This is a genomic window from Kineococcus haloalkalitolerans (assembly GCF_050871905.1).
In the GTDB taxonomy this organism is placed as follows: domain Bacteria; phylum Actinomycetota; class Actinomycetes; order Actinomycetales; family Kineococcaceae; genus Kineococcus.
Genome location: NZ_JBJLSH010000007.1, coordinates 1 through 17,618, shown reverse-complemented (window position 1 = coordinate 17,618; position 17,618 = coordinate 1). Strand labels below are relative to the sequence as shown.

At 74.8% G+C, this 17,618-nt stretch carries 15 protein-coding genes; 10 read left to right on the top strand and 5 right to left on the bottom strand.

What is annotated here, in order from left to right; genetic code table 11:
- Positions 1-21 precede the first annotated feature (21 nt).
- From ACRYMY_RS04760 to ACRYMY_RS04725, 8 genes are all read left to right on the top strand, one after another.
- Complete coding sequence (locus ACRYMY_RS04760; RefSeq protein WP_432546124.1) at positions 22-891, top strand: helix-turn-helix domain-containing protein; 870 nt, start codon at positions 22-24, stop codon at positions 889-891.
- A gap of 390 nt (positions 892-1,281) precedes the next feature.
- Entirely contained in the window at positions 1,282-2,001 is a 720-nt protein-coding gene (locus ACRYMY_RS04755) for a GntR family transcriptional regulator (protein WP_432546123.1), read from the top strand.
- 125 nt (positions 2,002-2,126) lie between these two features.
- Entirely contained in the window at positions 2,127-3,869 is a 1,743-nt protein-coding gene (locus tag ACRYMY_RS04750) for a GH39 family glycosyl hydrolase (protein ID WP_432546122.1), read from the top strand.
- A complete protein-coding gene (locus tag ACRYMY_RS04745) occupies positions 3,866-4,723 on the top strand; it encodes an aldo/keto reductase (protein ID WP_432546121.1) in 858 nt (285 codons plus the stop codon). Before ACRYMY_RS04750 ends, ACRYMY_RS04745 begins: the two co-directional genes overlap by 4 nt.
- Positions 4,724-4,734: 11 nt before the next feature.
- Entirely contained in the window at positions 4,735-5,721 is a 987-nt protein-coding gene (locus ACRYMY_RS04740) for a carbohydrate ABC transporter permease (protein ID WP_432546120.1), read from the top strand.
- The gene (locus tag ACRYMY_RS04735; protein ID WP_432546119.1) at positions 5,718-6,617 is read left to right on the top strand and encodes a carbohydrate ABC transporter permease; all 900 of its coding nucleotides are present in this window, start codon (positions 5,718-5,720) and stop codon (positions 6,615-6,617) included. Before ACRYMY_RS04740 ends, ACRYMY_RS04735 begins: the two co-directional genes overlap by 4 nt.
- Positions 6,614-8,131, top strand: a complete 1,518-nt coding sequence (locus ACRYMY_RS04730; RefSeq protein ID WP_432546118.1) for an ABC transporter substrate-binding protein — start codon at positions 6,614-6,616, stop codon at positions 8,129-8,131. The genes ACRYMY_RS04735 and ACRYMY_RS04730 overlap by 4 nt, the downstream gene beginning before the upstream one ends.
- 71 nt (positions 8,132-8,202) lie before the next feature.
- Positions 8,203-8,967: an SDR family NAD(P)-dependent oxidoreductase gene (locus ACRYMY_RS04725; RefSeq protein ID WP_432546117.1), complete on the top strand. Its 765-nt coding sequence runs from the start codon at positions 8,203-8,205 to the stop codon at positions 8,965-8,967.
- Positions 8,968-9,097: 130 nt separating this feature from the next.
- Here the strand turns inward: ACRYMY_RS04725 and ACRYMY_RS04720 are convergent, their stop codons facing one another.
- From ACRYMY_RS04720 to ACRYMY_RS04705, 4 genes are all read right to left on the bottom strand, one after another.
- The gene (locus tag ACRYMY_RS04720) at positions 9,098-10,855 is read right to left on the bottom strand and encodes a putative bifunctional diguanylate cyclase/phosphodiesterase (protein ID WP_432546116.1); all 1,758 of its coding nucleotides are present in this window, start codon (positions 10,853-10,855) and stop codon (positions 9,098-9,100) included.
- A complete protein-coding gene (locus tag ACRYMY_RS04715; RefSeq protein ID WP_432546115.1) occupies positions 10,852-11,685 on the bottom strand; it encodes an alpha/beta fold hydrolase in 834 nt (277 codons plus the stop codon). Before ACRYMY_RS04715 ends, ACRYMY_RS04720 begins: the two co-directional genes overlap by 4 nt.
- A 127-nt stretch (positions 11,686-11,812) precedes the next feature.
- Positions 11,813-13,603 (bottom strand): ABC transporter ATP-binding protein, encoded by a 1,791-nt coding sequence (locus ACRYMY_RS04710; protein WP_432546114.1) that lies wholly within the window; start codon positions 13,601-13,603, stop codon positions 11,813-11,815.
- Complete coding sequence (locus ACRYMY_RS04705) at positions 13,600-15,489, bottom strand: ABC transporter ATP-binding protein (RefSeq protein WP_432546113.1); 1,890 nt, start codon at positions 15,487-15,489, stop codon at positions 13,600-13,602. The genes ACRYMY_RS04710 and ACRYMY_RS04705 overlap by 4 nt, the downstream gene beginning before the upstream one ends.
- 118 nt (positions 15,490-15,607) lie before the next feature.
- On the opposite strand from ACRYMY_RS04705, the gene ACRYMY_RS04700 reads away from it, so the two are divergent.
- Together ACRYMY_RS04700 and ACRYMY_RS04695 are read left to right on the top strand one after the other, a co-directional pair.
- Positions 15,608-16,237: a nucleotidyltransferase family protein gene (locus ACRYMY_RS04700; RefSeq protein WP_432546112.1), complete on the top strand. Its 630-nt coding sequence runs from the start codon at positions 15,608-15,610 to the stop codon at positions 16,235-16,237.
- Positions 16,234-16,644, top strand: coding sequence for a HEPN domain-containing protein (locus tag ACRYMY_RS04695; RefSeq protein WP_432546111.1), 411 nt, complete (start codon positions 16,234-16,236; stop codon positions 16,642-16,644). Before ACRYMY_RS04700 ends, ACRYMY_RS04695 begins: the two co-directional genes overlap by 4 nt.
- Positions 16,645-16,660: 16 nt before the next feature.
- On the opposite strand, the gene ACRYMY_RS04690 is transcribed toward ACRYMY_RS04695, so the two are convergent.
- Positions 16,661-17,497 carry a LacI family DNA-binding transcriptional regulator gene (locus tag ACRYMY_RS04690; RefSeq protein WP_432546110.1) on the bottom strand — a complete coding sequence of 279 codons (837 nt, stop codon included), beginning with the start codon at positions 17,495-17,497 and terminating at the stop codon, positions 16,661-16,663.
- Positions 17,498-17,618 lie beyond the last annotated feature (121 nt).

The following is a 17,618-nucleotide window of genomic DNA, read 5'->3' as shown; positions in this document are numbered from 1 at the left end:
GGACGGCGCTAGCGTCACGGCGTGCGCATCCGCGAGGGGTTCCCCGGCCAGCGCCTGCGAGTCCTGCCCGCCGACGTCGCCCGCGCCGCCGCCGCGTCCGGGCCCACGTCCCGGCTGCTCGTGACCGACGCCGGGTACTTCCCGCACGCGCACCACCACGGCCGCACCCGCCGCCGGGGGGCCAGCGGCACCGTCGTCATCGTGTGCGTCGGCGGGCGCGGCTGGTGCCGCACCGCGGACGGGGAGGTGGTTGTCGCCGGCGGGCAGGCCCTCGTGCTGCCCGCCGGCCTGCCGCACGCCTACGGCTCCGACGACGCGCACCCCTGGACGATCTGGTGGCTGCACGCGGCCGGACCCGATGCCCGCTCCTTCGACGCCCAGCTCGGCGGGGACCCGCCGCGCCCCGCCGTCGTCGACCTGCACGACGTGCTGGAGGTCCAGCGCGACGTCGAGCGCGTCGTGGAGCACCTGGAGACCGACGAGACCGGCCCCACCCTGCTGCGCGCGGCCGGCGCGGCCTGGTCGGTGCTGGCGCAGGTGGCCGCCGACGCCGCCGCCGGCAGCCCCGAGCGGCGCGAGCCCGTGCGCCAGGCCCAGGAGCACCTGCGCGCCCACCTCGACGCGCCCGTGTCCGTGGCCGCCCTGGCCCGGGAGGCGGGGCTGTCCACCTCCCACTTCACCGCCCTGTTCCGCGCCGCGACCGGGGGAGGGGTCGTCGAGTACGCCAAGCGGCTGCGCATGGCCCACGCCTGCGAGCTGCTCGTCACCACCGACCTGCCGGTGGCCGAGGTCGCCCGCTCCGTCGGCTACGCCGATCCCTTCTACTTCGCCCGGCACTTCCGCGGGGTGCACGGGTGCAGCCCGACGGCGTTCCGGCGCCGGGAGGAGTGAGGGCGCGTCACTCACCTGGCGCGTCACTTACCTGGCGCGTCACTTACCTGGCGCGTCAGTTGCGCCAGGCCGGTGCATCGGTGGGGGACGGTGCGTCGGGAGCTGACAGCGGGTCTGCACGCGCACGGCGACGCGCCGGGTGCGGGCGCCGTTGGCACGGCGTGTCGGCCGGTGCTCGCAGGCTGGCTGTCAGGCACTGAGCTGGGTGCAGGTACCAGGCAGACCAGGTCACCGAGAAGGGCGAGGACGTCCCTTGACCGTCGATCGTGCACGATCTACGGTCTACGCATCAGCTCACCGCAGAGCCGATCACCGAGGAGGTGCCCGTGCCTACCCCGAGAACCCGTCCCCCGCCGCGACCGCGGTCCCCGTCCGGAGGGCTCACCTACGATGACGTCCGTGGAGCAGGCGACGACCCGGCGCTCGCTGGCGTCGAGCCGGCAGATGCTCGCCGACCACGTCTACGACGCGGTGCTCGACCTGCTCATCGACGGTGAGCTCAAGGCCGGCCAGGCCCTGGGCATCGACGGCCTGGCCCGCGACTTCGGCGTCTCCCAGACACCGGTGCGCGAAGCGCTGGCCCGGCTGGAGTCCACCGGCCTCGTCCGGCGCACCGCCCTCAAGGGCTACCGCGTCGCCCCCGTCGCCACCCCCGACGAGCTCGAGCGGCTCATGCAGGCCCGGCTGGTCCTCGAACCGGCGCTGGCCGAGCTGGCCGCCGAGCGCCTGACCCCCGAGGTCCTCGCCCGGCTGGAACAGGCCGTGCACGACCTCGCCACCGCCCCCCTCGGTCCCTCGTTCCACGAGTTCCGGCAGTACTGGGAGGCCGACGAGCGGTTCCACCGCATCGTCGCCGAGAGCACCGGCAACGAGTTCCTGTTCAGCGCGTACACCGCGCTGGGCGGGCAGATCCAGCGCTTCCGCCTCTTCGGCGGCGGAGGCGTCACCGACTCCGACCACTGCGTCGCCGAGCACACCCGCGTCCTGGAGGGTCTGCGCACCGGCGACCCGGCGATGGCCCGCGCGGCCATGGCCGCCCACATCACCGAGGCGCGCGAGCGCGCCCTGCAGGCCTACGACACCCCCGGCACCGCCGCCGCCGACGCCTGACGGCACCCGCGCGACACCAGCGCGCACCCGCACGATCCCCTGCACGACCTCGCACGACGCAGCGCACCACCGGCGGTGCCGACCGTCCCCGCGCCCCCGCGCGCCCCCAGCCGAGAGGCCTACCCGTGTCCACCGACACCGCTCCCCAGACCCCGGCCACCCACAACCCCGGCCTGTCCAGCGACACCAACCACTTCCCGCGCTCGGCGCCCAGCGACCCGGGCGCCCCGCACGTGGAGTCCGCCACCGTCGTCGTCGACGCCAGCAGCGACCGCGGCCCGCTCACCCGGATCTGGGAGAGCATCGGCTACGACGAGATCAACTGGACGTACACCCCCACGGGCAAGCAGCTGCTGCGCACGTTCGCGGAGCTGTCCCCGCGCCCGTTCCACGTCCGCCCGCACTACGTGTTCTGCTCCGGCACCGGGTTCGGGATCCCGCACTGGGGCAACGGGAACGTCTACCACGAGGACGCCGACGGAAACCCGCACTACGACTTCACCATCGTCGACCAGACGTACGACGCGATCGTCGGCGCCGGCCACCACGTCCTCGTCGAGCTCGCGTTCACCCCGCGCGACCTGCTGCCGCCCGAGGCGGACGAGCTGAAGGTCGTCTCCAGCCCCACCGTCTACAGCAACTACGAGGCCGGGGCGTGGGCGTACCCGCCGAAGGACTACGAGAAGTGGCGCGGCCTCGTCGCCGCCCACGCGCAGCACTGCCTCGACCGGTACGGCGCCGAGGAGGTCGGCGAGTGGCTGTGGGAGCTGTGGAACGAGCCGGACATCTTCTACTGGAAGGGCACCACGCAGCAGTTCTGCGACCTCTACACCGTCACCGCCGAGGCCGTCCGCAGCGTCCTGCCCGACGCGAAGGTCGGCGGCCCCGCCGTCACCGGCGGGGGAGTGCAGTTCTTGCGCGACTTCCTCACCCACACGTCCGAGAACGACGTCCCGCTGGACTTCGTCTCCTTCCACACCAAGGGATCGGCGTTCACCCCCTGGCGCGTCTACGGGCCGACCGGTGGGCCGGCCCCGGAGCAGCAGAACCCCTCGGCGCACAAGATGCTCTTCGAGATCCGTCGCATGCTGCGCGTCATGGCAGAGTTCCCGCAGTACCACGACCTCCCGGCCATCGTCGACGAGTGCGACGCGGGCGTCCCCGCCCACTACAGCGTCTACGACAACGCCAACTTCCAGTTCCAGAACACCGAGTACTACCCGGTCTTCCAGGTCAAGCTGTTCAAGAAGGTCCTCGACCTCAACGACACCGAGACCGCCACCGTCACGCAGGCGACGTCGTGGAGCTTCTACTTCGAGGGTGAGCGGTACTTCGAGGGCACGCGCGCCTTCCTCACCGCCGGCGGCGTGGAGAAGCCGCTGCTCAACGCCTACCGGATGATGGCCCGCCTGGGCGGCCGGCGCCTGGAGGCCACCTCCGACGCGGCCAGCGACCCCGCCGAGCTCGACGCCGGCGACGGGCGCAGCATGGGCGAGGAGGTCGACGTCCTGGCCTCCAGCGACGCCGCCGGCCGCGTCACCGTGCTCGTCTGGCGGCACACCGACGACCAGTACCACGCCGACGAGCGCCCCACCCCCGTCAGCGTGCGGGTCGACGGCCTGGCGGCGGCCGACCTGTCGCTGCGCCACTTCCGCATCGACGCCGAGCACAGCAACTCCCACACCGCGTGGGTCGCCCAGGGCAGCCCGCAGGACCCCACCCCCGAGCAGCTCGCGGCGGTCAAGGCCCGGCAGGGGCTGGAGGAGCTGGAGCCGGCCCGCGACGTCACCGCGGAGGACGGGACGCTGGAGCTGTCCCTGGAGCTGCCCCTGCCGTCGGTCTCGATGCTCGTCCTGGAGCCCCGGTGAGCGCGCCGCACGAGACCCGCGCCGTGCGCGAGGTCGACCTCGGCGGCGGCGTCAGCGTCCCGCAGCTCGGCCTCGGCGTCTTCCAGGTCCCGCCCGAGGAGGCGCAGCGCGTCGTCGAGGAGGCTCTGGAGGTCGGGTACCGGCACGTGGACACCGCCGCCGCCTACGTCAACGAGGCCGGGGTCGGGGCCGCCCTGCGCGCCTGCGGGCTGCCGCGCGAGGAGGTCTTCGTCACCTCCAAGCTGCGCAACGGCGACCAGGGGTACGAGCAGGCGTTGCGCGCCTACGACGACACCCTGGCCCGCCTCGGCCTCGACGCCCTGGACCTGTACCTCGTGCACTGGCCGAACCCGGCCGCCGGGCGCTACGTCGACAGCTGGCGGGCGCTGGCGCAGCTGCGCGCGCAGGGGGCCGTCCGGGCCGTCGGGGTCTCCAACTTCCTGCCCGTGCACCTGGACGACCTCGCCGCCGCGAGCGACCTCGTCCCGGCGGTGAACCAGGTCGAGCTGCACCCGACGTTCCAGCAGCGCGAGCTCGTCGAGGACTGCCGCGCCCGCGGCGTCGTCGTCGAGGCGTACTCGCCGCTGGGTCAGGGCGCCGACCTGGACGACCCCGCCGTCACCGCGGTCGCCGCCGCGCACGGGACGACCCCCGCGCAGGTCGTGCTCGCCTGGCACCTGCAGCGCGGGCACGTCGTCATCCCCAAGTCCAGCCGCCGCGCGCGGCTGGAGGAGAACCTCGCCGCGGCCCAGCTGGAGCTCACCGCCGACGAGCTGGACCGCATCACCGCGCTCGAGCGCGGTCACCGCACCGGTGGCGACCCGGCCACCTTCGCCCTCAGCCAGATCCGCTAGGAGGCCCCGCGATGGCGAACCCCGTCACCTCCGGGCCCGCCCTGCACGACCCCCCACCGCAGGGCAGGGTGCTCCGGACACCGCCCAAGAGCCAGCGCGTCGGCACGCGCACGCAGACGCTGTGGATCTGGCTCTTCCTCATGCCGACGATCGTCCTGTACGGCGCGTACACGCTGTACCCGATCATCGCCAGCTACTGGTACTCCCTCGTGCAGTGGAACGGCTTCCAGGCCGAGCAGCGGTTCGTCGGCATCGCCAACTACCAGGCCGTCGTCTCCGACCCGGCGTTCTGGTCCTCCGTGCGGATCACCCTGGTGTTCATGCTGCTGGTGGCGCCGGCGCGCATCCTGCTCAGCCTGCTGCTGGCCATCCTGCTGAACTCCCCGAAGCTGCCGTTCCGCAACCTGTTCCGCACCGTCTACTTCCTGCCCGTGGTCACCACGACCGCCATCGTCGGCGTCGTCATGCAGTTCGTCTTCGACCCCGGCAGCGGCCCGGTCGCCGCGATGCTGCGCCCGTTCGGCATCGGGCAGGGACTGGACCTGCTCGGCGACTCCGGCACCGCGCTGACCACCGCCGCCGCCGTCTACGTGTGGAAGTTCTTCGGCATCACGATGGTCTACTGGATGGCCGCCCTGCAGACCATCCCCACCGAGCTGTACGAGGCGGCCCGCATCGACGGGGCCGGCGCGCTGCAGATCTTCCGGCACATCACCCTGCCGCTGCTCGTGCCGTTCCTGCTCATCATCACCGTGCTGACCGTCGAGGACACCTTCCACGCCTTCGACCTCATGCAGACGATGACCGGCGGCGGCCCGTACTTCTCCACCGAGATCATCGAGATCTACATCTACCGCTGGGCGTTCAACGCCTCCATCCCGCAGCTCGGCTTCGCCTCCGCGGCCGCCGTCCTCTTCGGCGTCCTCGTCATGGTCGTCGGCGCCCTGCAGGCCTGGGCGCTGTACGCCGGGCGCAAGAGCAGGAAGGCGATGTCGTGAGCACCACCGCCACCCGGCCGACCGAGGTCGCACCCGCCCCGCGCCCCCGCACCCCGTTCGCCCGCCGCGTCGCCCAGCGCGCGCCGTGGTGGATCGCCGTCCTGTTCCTCACCGGCGTCGGCGTCCTGTGGGTCTACCCCTTCGTGTGGATGGTCTCGGCGTCCCTGAAGAGCTCCATGGAGGTCTTCACCGCCGGCCTGCAGCTCGTGCCCGACGTCTTCGCCTGGGAGAACTACGCCCGGGCCTGGACCGACGCCGGTTTCGGCCGGTACATGGTCAACACGGTGATCGTCACCGTCGCGACCGTGGCCATCGTCGTCGTGCGGTGCGCGCTGTGCGGGTACGTGCTGGGCCGCTACTCCTTCCGCGGCTCCAAGGTCATCATCGGCGTCCTCATCGCGACGCTGTTCGTCCCGACCGGCTACACGATCATCCCCGTCGTCAAGCTCTCCATGGAGCTCGGCCTGCTCAACTCCCTGGCCGGGATGATCCTCGCGCTGGCCGGGGCGTCGAACGTGTCGGCCATCCTCATCTACGCCGGCTACTTCCGGCAGCTGCCCAAGGAGCTGGAGGAGGCCGCCGTCGTCGACGGCGCCGGCTTCCTGCGGGTCTTCTTCCAGATCATGCTGCCGCTGTCGATGCCCGTCACCGCCACCGTCGGGCTGCTCACCTTCCTGTTCACCTGGAACGCCTTCTTCCTGCCGCTGGTGTTCTCCTTCAGCCGCCCCGAGCTGCGCACCCTCAGCGTCGGCATGCAGGCCTTCGTCGGGGAGAACGCCACCGACTGGTCCGGGATGGCCGCCGCCGGCGTCATCTCGATCCTGCCGATCGTCGCGCTCTTCCTCTTCCTCCAGCGGTTCTTCGTCGAAGGCATCGCCGGAGCCGTGAAGTCGTGAGCGCACCCCGTGGCAGCACCAGCCCCAGCCCCCGCCCGCACCACCGTCTCGACGAGGAGATCGCCATGGCCCGCATCACCCGCCGCTCGTTGCTCGCCGGAGGCGGTGCCCTGTTCGGCACCGCCGCCCTCGCCGCCTGCGGAGGCGGTGGGGGAGAGGCCGGCGGTCCCGGCGGCACGGGGTCGCTGCGCTGGTGGGACCACTTCAGCGCCCTGCAGAAGATGAACGCGGACTGGGCCGCCCAGCAGGGACAAGCGCTCGGCGTCCAGGTCGACTACATCTACAACGACGTCTCCCGCTCCGCCGAGGCCCTGCAGCTGGCCAACCAGAGCAACCAGCTGCCCGACATCTACACCAACGTCCTGGACCTGCCGCTGTCCGCCCTCGTCGCAGAGGGCTGGCTGCACGAGCTGACCCTGCCCGAGGACGCCCTGGCCAACCTCCCCGAGGGGTCGCTGGCCGAGGGCATCACCAACCTGGACGGCAAGGTCTACGGGTTGCCGCTCTTCAGCTCCCAGCAGTACGCCGCGGCCCACTGGTTCAACACCGACCTCACCACGGCCGCCGGCCTGGACCCCGACGACCCGCCCACCACCTACGACGAGTACCGCGCCGCGCTGGAGGCGGTGCGCCGCTCCAACGGCGACGTCGCCCCGATGATCCTCGCCCTCGGCGGGGTCGCCCGCATGCGCGAGCAGATCGACGACCTCGCCCAGGTGGCCGGGTTCCCCGGCTTCCAGGGGGTGAGGTTCGCGACGGGCGAGTACGCCTACGACGACGACACCTACGTCAACGCCATCGAGTTCTGGAAGGAGCTCAACGACTCCGGGCTCATCCTGCCCGGCAGCGGCAACCTCACCGTCGCCGACGCCCGCAGCCGCTGGGGCGCGGGCGTGGCCGCCTTCTTCCCGGACGGCCCCTGGTGCGCCGGCGGCGTGCGCAACGTCGCACCCGAGTTCGTCGACAAGCTCGGTGTCGGTCCGATCCTCGTGCCCGAGGAGGGCATCCCGGTCGTCACCTACCGCGGGGCGCCCGCCGCCCAGATCTTCGTCGCCGGCTCCACGGCGAACCCCGAGGCCGCCCTCGGCCTCGTCGCCTCCATGACCTCCCCGGAGTACCAGGCGGCGCTGGCCAGCGGCATGGACCAGCCGCCGTTCGACCTGTCCGTCGTCGAGGAGGCCGACGTCGTCGAGCCCTACCGCCGGCTCGTCGGCTGGTTCGCCGAGACCGTCCGGCGCATGCCCCAGCCCGTCGTCCGCAACCCCCAGGTCGCCGACGTGCAGGCCGCGTCCCGGCCCGTCAGCCCGCACCTGGGCGATATCGTCCAGGGCTACCTCGGCGGCGACGTCACCGACCTGCGCGCCGCGCTGCGCCAGCTCAGCGACGCCTTCACCGCCGACCGCGAGCAGGCGATCGCCGCCGCGACGGCCGGCGGGGCCGAGGTGTCCCTCGACGACTACGCCTTCCCCGAGTGGGTACCCGGTGAGGACTGGGCGCCCCCGGCCGCCGGCTGACCCGCACCCATCCCGCCGGCCGGGCGCGCGCCCGGCCGGCGGCCAGCACAGCACCCGACGAGGAGAACCCCGTGGCAGCACCCTTCCCCGCAGACCGCACCGCCGTCGTCACCGGTGTCGGCGCACCCCGCGGCATCGGCCGCGTCGTCGCCCGGCGCCTGGCGCGCGAGGGCTGGCACCTCGCGCTCCTCGACGTCCGCGCCGACGGCGTCGACGAGATCGCCGAGGAGCTGCGGCCGGTCACCGGCGTGGCCGGGATCACCGCCGACATCACCTCCCCCGTGGAGGTCGCGGCGGCGTTCGAGCGGGTGGACGCCGTGCTGCCGCCGGTCGTCGGACTGGTCAACCTCGCCGGCACCGCCTGCCCCACCCCGCTGCTGGACCTCACCCTGCAGGAGTGGGACGCCAGCTGGGCCGTCAACGCGACCGGGTCGATGCTGACCACCCAGCAGGCCGCGCGGCGGATGGCCGAGGTCGGGGTGGGGCGCATCGTCAACACCTCCTCCATCACCGCCCTCGACGGTGGCGGCACGTTCTCCAAGACCGCCTACGCCGCCTCCAAGGCCGCCGTCGTCGGCCTGACCAAGGGCAGCGCGCGCGAGCTGGGACCGCTCGGCATCACCGCCAACGTGCTCCTGCCCGGGCCCGTGGACACCGACATCATGGGCGGGGCCCTGACCGACGAGCGCAAGGCCGGCATGGCCGCCGGCATCCCCGTGGGCCGCGTCGGCCAGCCCGAGGACATCGCCGCCCTCGTCGCGTTCCTGCTGCAGGAGGAGAGCGGCTACGTCAACGGCGCCAGCCTGCAGGTGGACGGGGGCAAGCTCATCCACTGATGCGGTGGCCGGGAGTCGGCCCGGCAGGACTCGTCACCGCGGCTGCTTGCACTTGCTCTAACAGTGTTAGAGCAAGTGCAAGCAGCCCCCGTGGCGTCGATGTAGGTCCGACCGCACGGATGGTCCGTCGTCAGCCCCTCACCGGCAGCGCCAGCGCCCACTCCCGCAGCGCCTCCGCGTCGACCGGCCGGGAGAACAGGTACCCCTGCGCGAGGTCGCACCCCAGGTCCCGCAGCGCGTCGCGCTGCACCGGCGTCTCCACGCCCTCGGCGACGGCGCGGATCCCGACGGCGTGGGCCAGCTGCACGCACGTGCGCACGATGGCGCTGTCGCCGTCGTGCACGCCGAGGCCGGTGACGAAGGAGCGGTCGATCTTCAGCTCGTCCACGGGGAAGCGCTGCAGGTAGGTCAGGCTGCCCCAGCCGGTGCCGAAGTCGTCGACGGCGACACCGACGCCGAGGGCCTTCAGCGCGGTCAGCGCGGCGGCGGCCGCGTCGGGGTCGTCGGCCAGGGCGGTCTCGGTGACCTCCAGCACCAGCAGGCGCGGGTCCAGGCCGTGCCCGTCGAGGGCCTCGCGCACGGTGCCCACCAGGTCGGGGTCGGTGAGCTGGCGGGCGGAGACGTTCACCGACACCTCCAGCGTCGGCGCGGCCGGGTCGTGCGCCCAGCGGGCGGCCTGCGCGACAGCGGCGTCGAGCACCCGCGCGCCCAGCTCGCGGACCAGCCCGGAGCGCTCGGCCAGGTCGATGAACGCCGCGGGGGGCAGCAGCCCGCGCACCGGGTGCTGCCAGCGCACGAGCGCCTCCACCCCGCGCAGGCCGCCGTCGCCCAGGCGCACCAGCGGCTGGTACCGCAGGCGCAGCTGTCCGGCGGCGATGCCGCGGCGCAGCTCGCCCAGCAGCCGCAGCCGGTCGACGCCGGCGTCGGTGCGGTCGGGGTCGTGCACCTCCACGCGGTGCCGGCCGCGGGCCTTGGCCCGCTGCACGGCCGCGTCGGCGTCGTGCAGCACCCGCTCCGCCGACGCAGCGGGGCCGGTGACGGCGACACCGACGCTGGCGGAGGTGACGACCTCCAGCCCGGCCAGCACGACGGGCGCCTCCAGCGCGCGCAGCAGGCGCTCGCCCAGGCAGCGCGCGGCGGCGGCGTCCTCGCAGCGGTCCACGACGGCGAACTCGTCGGCGGACAGGCGCGCCACCGCGGCGGACCCCCGCGTCGCCGCGCCCAGCCGCGCGGCGACGGTCAGCAGCAGCTCGTCGCCGGCCGGGCGCCCGAGGCTCTCGTTGACGGCGTGGAAGTGGTCCAGGTCGACGACGAGGACGGCCACCGGCCCGTCCGCCGCCGCCAGCACCGCCTCCAGCCGGGCCAGGGCGCCGGCCCGGTTCGGCAGCCCGGTCAGGGCGTCGACCAGGGCGCGGCGGCGCTCCTGCTCGGCGGCCGCGGCGCGGCGGTCCTCGGACTCCTCCAGCCGGTGCAGGGCGGCGATGAGCTCGCGCTCGTGGGCGCGGCGCTCGGGGGCGCTGAAGACGACGATGCGGACCTCGGCGTCCGCGCCGCCGCGGGCCGGGACGCGGGTGGCGGTGACCAGCGCCGGCCGGCGGGCGCGGTCGGCGGCCAGCACCTCGACGACGACCTCGCTGACGCCGCCGGTGGCGAGCAGCTGCGGGGCGCCGTGGGTGGACCACAGGACGCGGTCGCCGACGGGCAGCAGGCGCGCGAACACGCTGCCCAGCAGGTCCTCGCGCGCGTGGCCCGTCCACGTCAGGAACGTCGCGTTGACGCGGGTGATGCGCCCCTCGTCGTCGGTGGTCAGGTAGCCGCAGGGGGCGTGCTCGAACAGCTCGGCGGCGGCCTCGAGCGTCGCGGGGCCCGGCTCGTCGAGGGCCGTCACGCGCGCGCCGGCAGGTGCGCCAGGACCGCGGCGGCCGTCTCCTCCGGCGCGCTGACGTGCGGGCAGTGCCCGGTCGCGGCCAGCGGCACCAGCCGCGCGTGCGGCAGCCGCGCGGCGACCTCGCGCACGGCGGACTCGGGGGCCAGGGCGTCCCCGCGGCACTGCAGCACCACGGCGGGGGTGCCGACCCGCTCCAGCAGCTCGCGCGAGTCGGTGAGGAACGTGGCGCGGGCGAAGTCGCGGGCCGTGCCCGGGTGCAGCCGGCGGAAGGACTCGGTGAACTCCTCGCCCAGCTCCGGGCGGTCCGGCGTCCCCATGATCATCGGTGCGGTGGCCGCGGTCCACGCCAGGTAGTTGTGGTCCAGCGAAGCCAGCACCTCCTCGACGTCCTCGGGGGAGAAACCCCCGTCGTAGCCGGTGGCCGGGTCGTCGGTGTAGCGGGCGGAGGGGGCGAGCATCACCAGCTGCCGGAACCGGTCAGGGGCGGCCAGGGCGGCCCGCGCGACGACCATCGAGCTGACGCTGTGCCCGACGGCGACGACGTCGCGCAGGTCCAGCTCCTCGCACACCGCGACCAGGTCGTCGGCGTACCCGTCGAGCGTGGAGTACCGCTGCCGGTCGTAGGCGGCCGGGTCGAAACCCCCGGCACCGGCCTGGTCGAGCAGGACGACGCGGTGGTCGGTGGCCAGCACCGGCAGGACCCGGCTCCACGCGCCCTGGTCGGAGCCGAACCCGTGCACCAGCAGCAGGACCGGCCCGTCCGGGTTCCCCGTCACGCGCACGCGGTGGCGGGCGGTCGCGGTGGCGGTCGTCGTCGAGGGCGCGCTCACGGGGGTCTCCACGGGTCGGCCGCGGGGCCCGCGGCGGCGGTGCTGGCGCCGCGGTCTGGACCAGTCCCCCGTGGTCTCGGCGGACCGCCCGCCGACCTTGAGCCCCGTCCCCCGGACGGGGGTCTCCTCAGGAGTGCTGGGCGGTCCAGGCCGCGTGCAGCCGCGAGTACGGCCCGCCCGCGTGGGCCAGCTCGGCGGCCGGGCCCACCTCCACCACGCGCCCGGAGTCCACGACCACGACGGTGTCGGCGGCCTCGGCGGTGGACAGCCGGTGCGCGATCGCCACCGACGTGCGGCCGGACAGGACGCCCTCCAGCGCCCGCTGCAGGCGCACCTCGGTGGCCGGGTCGACCGAGGAGGTCGCCTCGTCCAGCACCAGCAGGTCCGGGTCGGCCAGGTGCGCGCGGGCCAGCGCGACCAGCTGGCGCTCGCCGGCGGACAGGCGCTCGCCGCGCTGGCCGACGGGGGTGTCCAGCCCCTCGGGCAGGTCCTCCAGCCACGCGGTCAGGCCCAGGTCGGCGAAGGCGGCGGTCACGTCGTCGTCGGTGGCACCGGGCTTGCCGCGGCGCACGTTCTCGCCCACGGTGGCGTCGAAGAGGAAGCCCTCCTGCGGGACGGCCACCACGCGCCGGTGCAGCTCGCGCCCGGGCAGGTCGCGCGCGTCCACGCCGTTGAGCAGCACCCGCCCCGAGGCCGGGTCCACCAGGCGCGTCACCAGGCGCGCCAGGGTCGTCTTGCCGGAGCCGGTCTCCCCGACCACGGCCGTGCGCGACCCGGCGGGCAGGTGCAGGTCCACCCCGGTCAGCACCACCTTGTCGGTGCCGGGGTAGGTGTAGGCGACGTCCTCCACGCGCACCTCCACCGGCCCGGCGGGCAGCTCGCGCACCCGCTCCGGCGCCGGGTCCGGCACGACGACCGGGGTGTCGATGAGGTCGACCACGCGCCGCCACCCGGCCAGGGCGTTCTGCAGCTCGTTGAGCACCTCCGTGGCCGCCTGCACCGGGCCCACCCACAGCTGCGCCAGGAACAGGAACGCCAGCAGCCGGCCCAGGGTGATGTCGTCGTCGACGCCCAGCAGGGTGCCGACCACGATGACGAGGGCGACGACCAGGCCGGAGACGAGGACGCCGGTGGAGAACGTCGCCGCCGTGGCGATCTGCGCCTTGACGGCCTGCTTGCGGTGCGCCTCCACGGCCGCGTCCACGTTGCGCCACGAGCGCGCCGAGGCGGCGTGCGCGCGGATGACGTCGGCGCCCACGACCGTCTCCGAGACCGCGCCGAGCAGCTCGCCCATCCGCACCCGCACCGCCGCGTAGGCGCGCGCCACGGGCCGCTGCAGCTGGTGGCGGGCCAGGACCAGCGGCACGAAGCAGCCGATGACCACCAGGGCCAGCTGCCAGGAGTAGACGAACATCAGCGCCGTCGCCAGGACGACCTGTCCCAGCGACAGGACGAGCACGAGCATGCCCGTCTGCAGGAACGTGGAGATGGTGTCCACGTCGCTGGTGACGCGGCTGACCAGCGACCCGCGCCGCTCCCCGGACTGGGTGAGCACCGACAGGTCGTGCACGTGCCGGAACGCGCGCACGCGCAGGTTCGCCAGCCCCGCCTCGGTGGCGCGGAACAGGCGCACGTTGACGACCCACGCGGTGACGGACGTGACGACGAGGACCGCCGCGGCCAGGGCGCAGATGAGGACGACCCGGCCCACGTCGGGGCCGCCGTCGGCCATCACGCCGGTGTCGATCGTCTGCTGCACCGCGATCGGGACGACGAGCTTGCCGAGCGTCGTGGCCGCGGCGATGGCCAGGGTCAGGCCCAGGCCGTCGGCGAACTGCGGCGCCAGTTCCCGCGAGCGGCGCAGCACGCCCTCGCGGGAGCGGCCGGCGGGAGCCTCGGGTGCGGTGGTCGCGCTCACGCCATCCCCGCCCCGCGGGCCGCCTCGCCGCGCTCGCGCGCCGCGCGCGCGTAGGCGGTGACGAGCTCGCGGTAGCCGGCGTCGCGCGCGGCCACCTCCTGCGCCGGTCCCCGGTCCACGACCCGTCCCCTCTCCAGGTGCACCACCTCGTCGGCCAGCGCGATCGTCGCCGGCCGGTACGCCACGACCACGACGGTCGTGCCCGCCCCGGAGTCGGCCAGGCCGTCCAGGACGGCCCGCTCCACCGCCGGGTCCAGCGCGCTGGTGGCGTCGTCCAGCACGAGCAGCCGCGGCCTGCGGACCAGGGCGCGCGCCAGGGCCAGGCGCTGGCGCTGCCCGCCCGAGAGCGTCGAGCCGCGCTCGCCGACCAGCTCGTCCAGCCCGTGCGGCAGCGCGGTGACGAAGTCTTCCGCGCGCGCCAGGCGCAGCGCCTGCCACACGTCCTCGTCGTCCACGCGCCGGCCGGCGGGGACGTCCTCGCTGTCCAGGCCGAGGGCGATGTTGCCGCGCACCGTGTCGTCGAAGACGAACGTCGTCTGCGGCACCAGGGCCGCCGCCCCGGCCACGCGGCCCTCGGCCAGCTCGCGCACGTCGACGCCGTCCAGCAGCACCTGGCCGGAGGTGGGGTCGACCAGGCGCACCAGCAGGCCGGCCAGCGTGGACTTTCCGGCGCCGGTGCCGCCGACGACGGCGACGGTCGTGCCGGGCGCCACGTCGAGGGTCACGTCGGCCAGCGCCGGGCGGGCCTCGCGCCGGGCGGGACGCGCGGGGGCGTCCGGGCCGCGGCGCTGCGCGGCCAGCGGGTCGGCGGCCGGTTCGGGGTGGCGGTAACCCAGGCCGGTCGCGCTGACGGTCGCGGGCGCCTGCGAGGCGGGCAGGTCGCGCGCGCCCCACGGCGTCGTCGCCGCCTCCCGCAGGACGGCCTGCACCCGCGCGTCGCCGGCGACGGTGCGCGGCAGCTCGGCCAGCACCCAGCCGAAGGAGCGCACCGGGAAGGCCAGCAGGCTCAGCAGGTAGGCGATCTGCACGAGGTCGCCGACGCTCACGTCCCCCGCGGCGGCCCGTGCCACGCCGACGGCGAGCACGGCGAGCGTTCCCAGGCTGGGCAGCGCCTCGATGATCGGCTCGAACGCGCCGCGGGTGCGGCCGGCGGCGACGTTCGCGGCGCGCAGTCGGTCGGCGTCGGTGCCGAAGCGCTCGACCTCCTCCTCGCCCAGGCCGAGGGTCTTGACGACCAGGGCGCCCTCGAAGCTCTCGTGGGCGGTGGCCGAGACCTCCCCGCGCAGCTGCTGAACGCGCGCCACGCGCGGGGACATGCGCCGCTGGTAGGCGACGTTCGCGGCCAGCAGCGCCGGCAGGACGAGCAGGCCGACGGCGGCGAGCACCGGGTCGGCTGCGGCCATCGCCACCCCCGCGACGGCGATGAGGACGACGACGCCGAGCGCGAACGGCAGGACCGCCATCGCCTGCCAGGTGGCCTCCACGTCGGACCCGGCGGTGGCGAGCAGCCGCCCGGCGGGGTGGGCGTGGTGCCACGACAGCGGCAGTTCCAGGTAGCGGCGGGCCAGGCGGCGGCGGTAGCGCGCCTGCAGCGCGTACATGGTGGCGCCGGCGGCGATGCGGCGCAGCAGGATCCCGACGACGGTGACGAGCGTGACGCCCATCAGCGTCGCCCCGGCCAGCCACACGTCGCCGGTGTCCACGACGCCCTCGCCGGTGACGGCGGGAACGACGACGCGCTCGGTGGTGCGCCCCACGAGCCAGCCGGTGGCGGCGGTGCCGGCGCCGTAGACGAAGGACCCGACGACGGCCAGGCCGAACAGGCGCGGTTCCTCCCGCGCACCGCGGGCCAGGGTGCGCATGCCGCTGACGAAGGTGCCGCTCACTGCACGAAGCCTGGCACGCGGCCGTCGATCCGGCCGGTCGAGGTGCGCCGCGGCAACCAGGTGGTGCCGTCGGGAGATGTGAGCACTGCGGGGTTCACTTGACCTCTAGAGTGTTCGGATGGACCTGAGCGACCCGTGGCGCAGCGTCGTACCGACCTTGGACGGACCGGTCCTCACCGCGCTGGCGGGTCAAACGACGCCCGTCTCCGGGCGCGAGGTGGTGCGCCTCATCGGGACCGCCTCGCAGACCGGCGTGCAGAAGGTGCTCAACCGCCTCACCGCGCAGGGGGTCGTGCACGCGGAGCGGCGTCGCAGCGCCGTCCTCTACCGGGCCAACCGCGACCACCTGGCGTGGCCGGCGGTCGAGGTGCTCGCAGGGATCCGCCGGGAACTGCTGCGCCGGACGACCGACCTCGTCGGTGCCTGGTCGGTGCCCGCCGAGTCGGTCGCCGTCTTCGGGTCCCTCGCCCGCGGCGAGGGGACCGCCGAGTCCGACGTGGACGTCCTCCTCGTCCGCTCCGACGAGCTGTCCGACGCCGAGGTCGCCCGCTGGGACGAGCAGGTCGACGAGCTGGTGACCGCTGTCGAGGCGTGGACCGGCAACCGTGCCCAGCCGTACGACGTCTCCCTGGCTGACCTGCGCGCTCACGTGCGGGCCGCCGAGCCGATCGTCCAGTCGTGGCGGCGGGAGGCGATCACCCTCGCCGGCCGGGACGTCGCCGCCCTGCTCAGGAGCGTGGGCCGGTGAGCCCGGCGGGACGGACCAGTCCCTGCTCGCCGGGCGACGCCCGCGTCCGCCTGGAGCACGCGCGCGCCTTCCTGGAGGTCGCGGAACTCGTCCTGGAGGAGTCCGGTGACGGCCTGGCGACCCCGCAGGTCTCGGCGTCCCTCGCCGTCCTCTGCGGGATCGCGGCCTCCGACGCCGTCTGCTGCCGCCGCCTCGGTGAGCGGTCGCGCGGACAGGACCACCGGCAGGCCGTCGACCTGCTCGCCGGTGTCCGGCCCGAGGGACCGGCCATGGCGCGGGACCTGCGCCGTCTGCTGGAGATCAAGGACCAGGCCCACTACGCCGCGACCATGGTCTCCGCCGCACGGGCCGAGCAGGCGGTGCAGTGGGCGCGGCGGATGTTCGACGCGGCGGTCCGCGCGGTGTGACATCGCCAGCCGGGTCTCAGACGCCCACCCGCTCCCGCGCGGGCGCGGTGGTGCCGCGCACGACGACGGTCGACGGAGGCCCCGCGGGCATCCGCGCGTCGCCGCCGGCGAGGACGCTGAGGACGGCGCGGCCCAGGCGCTCCCCGCGGTGGTGCACGTCCAGGCTCATCGCCGTGGTCGGCGGCACCGACAGCTCGCACAGCGGGGAGTCGTCCACGGCCAGCAGGCTGACGTCGCCCGGCACGTCGACCCCGCGGGCCCTCAGGTGCTCCAGGGCCGCCACGGCCATGACGTCGTTGTCGAACAGCACGGCCGTGGGCGGTTCGCGCCGGGCCAGCAGGGCGTCGACGGCGCGCACGCCCGCGGCGGCGCTGTAGTCGGCCTCCACGGTCGCCACGACCAGCCCGCGCCGGCGGGCGTGCTCGGCGACGGTGGCGGTGCGCTCGCCGGTGTGCACGAGGCGGCGGGGCCCGCACACGTGCCCCAGGCGGCGGTGCCCGAGGGCGACGAGGTGGTCGAGGGCGGCGCCGACGCGCACGGCGTCGTCGGCGACCTCGCTCGTGCACGCCCACGGGCTGTCGACGTGCGCGGCGAGCACGAACGGCAGCCCGAGGTCGGACAGGGCCGCGGGCCGGGCGTCGTCCTCGACGAGGTCGACGACCACGGCCGCGGCGACCTCCGCGTCGGCGCTCCAGCGGCGGTAGGCGGCCAGCTCGGCGTCCAGGTCGTCCACGAGCAGGACCAGCACCGCGAACCCGGCCGGGTGCAGCACCTCCTCCACCCCGTCGACGAGTTCGGCGAAGAACGGCTCGACGCCCATCCGGTGCGTGGGCCCGGGGATCACCAGGCCCACGACACCGCCGGTGCCGGGGGGGGGGGGGGGGGGGGGGGGGGGGGGGGCGCGGGGGCGCGGCGGGGGGGGGGGGGGGGGCGCGGCGGGGGGGGCCCGGGGGCGGGCGGGGGGGGGGCGGGGG